5 protein-coding genes are annotated in these 4,299 nt (G+C 63.3%); 4 read left to right on the top strand and 1 reads right to left on the bottom strand.

All coding sequences use genetic code 11. The features are described 5' to 3' along the window. On the top strand, positions 1-984 hold a 984-nt coding region (locus tag EOA36_RS29095), incomplete at its 5' end, for an FIST signal transduction protein (RefSeq protein WP_127280443.1). A 14-nt stretch (positions 985-998) separates the two neighbouring features. After that, on the top strand, positions 999-2,339 hold the full coding sequence (locus EOA36_RS29090) for a hybrid sensor histidine kinase/response regulator (RefSeq protein WP_127280442.1): 1,341 nt from the start codon (positions 999-1,001) through the stop codon (positions 2,337-2,339). A 15-nt stretch (positions 2,340-2,354) separates the two neighbouring features. On the opposite strand, the gene EOA36_RS29085 is transcribed toward EOA36_RS29090, so the two are convergent. Continuing rightward, positions 2,355-3,038: a response regulator transcription factor gene (locus EOA36_RS29085; RefSeq protein WP_127280441.1), complete on the bottom strand. Its 684-nt coding sequence runs from the start codon at positions 3,036-3,038 to the stop codon at positions 2,355-2,357. 221 nt (positions 3,039-3,259) lie between these two features. On the opposite strand from EOA36_RS29085, the gene EOA36_RS29080 reads away from it, so the two are divergent. Both EOA36_RS29080 and EOA36_RS29075 read left to right on the top strand, forming a co-directional pair. Then, positions 3,260-3,958 (top strand): fumarylacetoacetate hydrolase family protein, encoded by a 699-nt coding sequence (locus EOA36_RS29080; RefSeq protein WP_127280440.1) that lies wholly within the window; start codon positions 3,260-3,262, stop codon positions 3,956-3,958. A gap of 10 nt (positions 3,959-3,968) precedes the next feature. After that, the coding region (locus EOA36_RS29075) for a glutathione S-transferase N-terminal domain-containing protein (RefSeq protein ID WP_189553406.1) at positions 3,969-4,299 on the top strand (331 nt) is incomplete at its 3' end.

Genomic DNA, 4,299 nt, shown 5'->3' with positions numbered 1-4,299 from the left:
GCGCGGGGGGTCCACCACGCGGGTTGGTCGACCGCCGGCGAGATTACGCCGCAGGGGCTCGAGGAAGGCCATATGCTGGCGATGCTGCTGCCCTCGGCATCCTTCACGGCGGTCAGCACCATGGTCGACAATTTGTCGACTTCGGGCATGGACAGGATCACCGAAGAGGTCGAGGCCCTGCGGCGCACGCTGCGCGCCCGGCTCGGCGGCGAGCAGACCAGGAACACCTTCGCGCTCTGCTTCATCGACGGGCTGTCCTATGCCGAGGAAGCGGTGAGTTCGGCCATCCACTGGGGTCTTGACGACATACCGCTGCTCGGCGGCTCGGCCGGCGACGATTTGAAATTCGAGACGACGCGTCTGATCTCGAACGGCAGGGTCGCTTCGGACAGCGCCATCATCGTGCTGGTCGCCACGGAAATTCCGTTCCACGTCTTCAAGACCGACAACTTCGTTCCCACCGACGAAAAGCTGGTGGTGACCGCGTCCGATCCGGATCACCGCATCGTGCGGGAGTTCAACGCCACCAATGCGGCCGAGGAATATGCCGCTTCGGTCGGCATCCTGCCGCAGACCCTGACACCGCTGAGCTTCGCCTCGCATCCCGTGGTGGTGAAGGTGGGCGGCGAATATTACTGCCGCTCGATCCAGAGGATGCACGCGGATGGCTCGCTGTCGTTCTTCTGCGCCATCGACGACGGTGTGGTGCTGTCGATCGCCCAACCCAAGGACATGGTGGAATCGACACGAGCGGCATTGCGCGAGGTCGAGGAAAGGCTGGGCGGTATCGATATGATCCTTGGCTTCGACTGCGTGCTGCGCCGGCTGGACGCACGGAACCGGCAGGTCTTTCGCGATATTTCGGAGCTCTACCGGGTCAACAATGTCGTCGGCTTCGGCACCTATGGCGAACAGTACCGGTCAATGCACTTGAACCAGACTTTCACCGGCATCGCTTTCGGTGACCGGCAAGCGGCTGAATAGGGCGGTGCAACAAAATGCCGCTCAGGGACATCAACGATCTCGACAGGCTGAAGAGGATCAACGCCGCCCTGGTCAGCCGCGTCGAGCGCTCGATGGACCAGCAAGGCAACGCCTTTTCGCTGTTCCAGACCGCGATCTCGCTGGAAAACCGGGTGCGTACGCGCACCGAGGAACTGCATTCGACCTTGCGCAGGCTGGAGCAGTCGAACATCGACCTCAGCGCCGCCAAGGAAAACGCCGAACTGGCGAACCTGTCCAAGACGAGATTTCTCGCCGCCGCCAGCCACGACGTGCTGCAGCCGCTGAACGCCGCCCACCTCTCCGTCTCGGCGCTTGCCGAGGTGCAGACCAGCGAGGAGGGAAAAAAGCTGGTGCGGCAGGTCGAGCGCTCGCTGGAAACCGTGGAAGACCTGCTGCGCACCTTGCTCGACATTTCCAAGCTCGACGCGGGCGTGGTCCAGCCCGACATTGGCGACGTCAGCCTGGAGGCGTTGTTCTCGTCGCTGCGTTCGGATTTCGAGCCTGTGGCGCAGTTGAAGGGGCTGTCGCTGAAATTCCGGCCGGTCAATGCGGTTGTTCGCTCGGACAGGACGCTGCTGCGCCGTATCCTGCAGAACATTCTCTCCAACGCGCTGGGTTATACACGCTCGGGCGGCGTCCTTGTCGGCACACGCCATCGCGGCGACACCATCCGCATCGATGTCGCCGACACCGGCTGCGGCATTCCGGAGGATCAGCGCGAAGCGGTGTTCGAGGAATTCCATCGCGGCACCTCGCCGGCCAGTGCCGAGATCGACGGCGGTGGTCTTGGGCTCGGGCTGGCCATCGTTCGCCGCATGGCCGGCGCGCTCGGCCACCCCGTGACGTTTTCCTCCAGGGTCGGCCGCGGCACCATCTTCCACATCGATGTTCCCGTCGGCATCGGCGCGCCAGCCGACGCCATCGCCAGTGCCGCCAGCCTGGAGCGGCCGCGCGGCTACGGCCTGTTCGGCACCAAGGTGCTGCTGGTCGAAAACGATGCCGAGGTGCTGGAAGCCATGACCTTCCTGCTTGAGCGCTGGCAGTGCCTGGTACGCGCCGCGACCTCGACCGACGATGCGCTTGACCTGCTTGGCGACACCGATTGGGTGCCTGATATCGTCATCGCCGACCAGCATCTCGACGGCGGCGATCTCGGCACCGCGACAATATCGGAGGTCCGCGACTATCTTGGCCGCGCCGTGCCGGCGTTGATCGTCACCGCCGACAGTTCGGAAGCTGTCGCCAAGGCGGCCCGCGCCGGCGGCATCGAGTTGATGCGCAAGCCGGTGAAGCCCGCGCAACTGCGCGCGCTGCTGGCGCATTTGCTGGCTTAGGGGACAGTTAATGGCTCAAAATCCGGCCTGATCCCGAAACAGCTCCGCATTGTCCAGCTTCGACACCTCGATCACCGCTTGCGTGCGGCTATAGACGTTGAGCTTGCGCAATATCTCCGACACATGCGCCTTCACCGTCGTCTCGCCGACCTGCAGCTCGTAGGCGATCTGCTTGTTGAGCAGGCCCTGGCGCAGCATCTGCAGCACGCGCAATTGCTGCGGCGTCAGCTTGGAAAGCCGCTGCACCATGTCGGCGCGGTCGGTGCTGTCGGGATCCGGCGGCTGGCCTTCGTAATTCTCCGGTACATAGACGGCGCCGTCCATCACCGAGCGGATGGCGGCGGCGAGATCGCTCTTGCGCGCCGATTTCGGGATGAAGCCGGCGGCACCATAGGACAAGGCCTCTGAAATGATCCTCGGCTCCTCATGACCCGATACGATCACCACAGGCAGGCGCGGATAGCGGGTCCTGAGCTGCAGGAGCCCGTCGAAGCCGTGCACGTCGGGCATGCTGAGGTCGAGAAGCGCAAGGTCGAAAGGCTTGGCGTCGGCCAACAGATCCAGCGCCTCGGCAATCGACCGTGCCTCGACCGTATCGACCTCGGGATAAGCCATCTGCACGGCACTGTGCAGCGCCTCGCGAAACAGCGGATGGTCGTCGATGATGAGGAACCGGGCACGATCGGTAGGGGCTGTCATAGGGCTCGTTCCGGTTTACCGGGCACACCATAGTCTCCTGACTGTGGCCGGATTATTGGCAAATAGTCTATCGCCTGTTGACGGGATTCATCGCTGCAAAAAATGATGGGAAGCCTGAATTCTTTATCCAGCCGCGGCAAAGCCCGTGCTTTATGAAAAGCGACGCCTTGCCCGATCCCCGAAATCGGCCGAATGTGCCGCCATCAAATGCAAAGATCGCCATGACCGCCTTTGTCCTTGCCGTGCCGCCAACGCCTTCCGTCGCCATTGCCGGCTCCAGCGAACGCTTTGCCGTGCGGCGTATTTTCTGCGTTGGCCGCAACTACGCGGCGCATGCGCGCGAATTCGGCAATGACGAGCGTGATCCGCCCTTCTTCTTCACCAAACCGGCCGACGCGGTGGTCGATTCCGGCACTGAAATCCCCTACCCGCCGCTGACGCAAAACCTCCACTTCGAGATCGAACTGGTGGCGGCGATCGGTACATCGGGTTTTCGCATATCCCGCGACAAGGCACTGGATCATGTCTGGGGTTATGCCGTCGGCATCGACCTCACCCGCCGCGACCTGCAGGATGTCGCCAAGAAGGCGGCCCGGCCCTGGGACTGGTCAAAGGCCTTCGACCGTTCCGCGCCTTGCGGCCCACTGGTCCCGGCACAAAAAGCCGGGCACCCGGCGAAGGGGCGTATCTGGCTCGCCGTCGACGGCGCGGTGAAACAGGATGCCGACCTTGCCGAACTGATCTGGCCGATATCGGACATCGTTTCGATCTGCAGCGAAGGCGTGGAATTGCAGGCGGGCGACCTTATCTTCACCGGTACGCCCGCCGGGGTCGGCGCGGTCAAGCCGGGCGAGACGATATCAGGCGGGGTCGAGGGCATCGGCACGATCGACGTGACCATCGGCCAGCCGCGGTCATGAGTGAAAAGTCATGAGCAATATCGTCCTGCACAACTACTATCGCTCTTCCACCTCCTATCGGGTGCGGATCGCGCTGGAGATGAAGGGGCTGAGCTATGACTATGTGCCGCATCACCTGCGCCATGGCGAGCATCTGGAAGCGGCCTATCTCGCGGTCAACCCTCAAGGGTTGGTCCCCGCGCTGATCTGCAACGACGGCACGCTGCTGACGCAGTCGCTGGCGATCATCGAATTCCTCGACGAGACCACGCCGGAACCACCGCTGCTGCCAAAAGACCCGCTTGGCCGGGCGCGGGTCAGGATGCTGGCGCAGATGATCGCCTGCGACATCCATCCGGTGA

The sequence above is a fragment of the Mesorhizobium sp. M8A.F.Ca.ET.021.01.1.1 genome, from assembly GCF_003998025.1.
In the GTDB taxonomy this organism is placed as follows: Bacteria; Pseudomonadota; Alphaproteobacteria; order Rhizobiales; family Rhizobiaceae; genus Mesorhizobium.
The sequence above is the reverse complement of the archived record's forward strand: the minus strand, read 5'-3'. Positions and strand labels throughout refer to the sequence as shown.

Coding starts and splice junctions, on each gene's coding strand:
- EOA36_RS29090 (WP_127280442.1), top strand. CDS start 999: ATGCCGCTCAGGGACATCAACGATCTCGACAGGCTGAAGAGGATCAAC.
- EOA36_RS29085 (WP_127280441.1), bottom strand. CDS start 3,038: ATGACAGCCCCTACCGATCGTGCCCGGTTCCTCATCATCGACGACCAT.
- EOA36_RS29080 (WP_127280440.1), top strand. CDS start 3,260: ATGACCGCCTTTGTCCTTGCCGTGCCGCCAACGCCTTCCGTCGCCATT.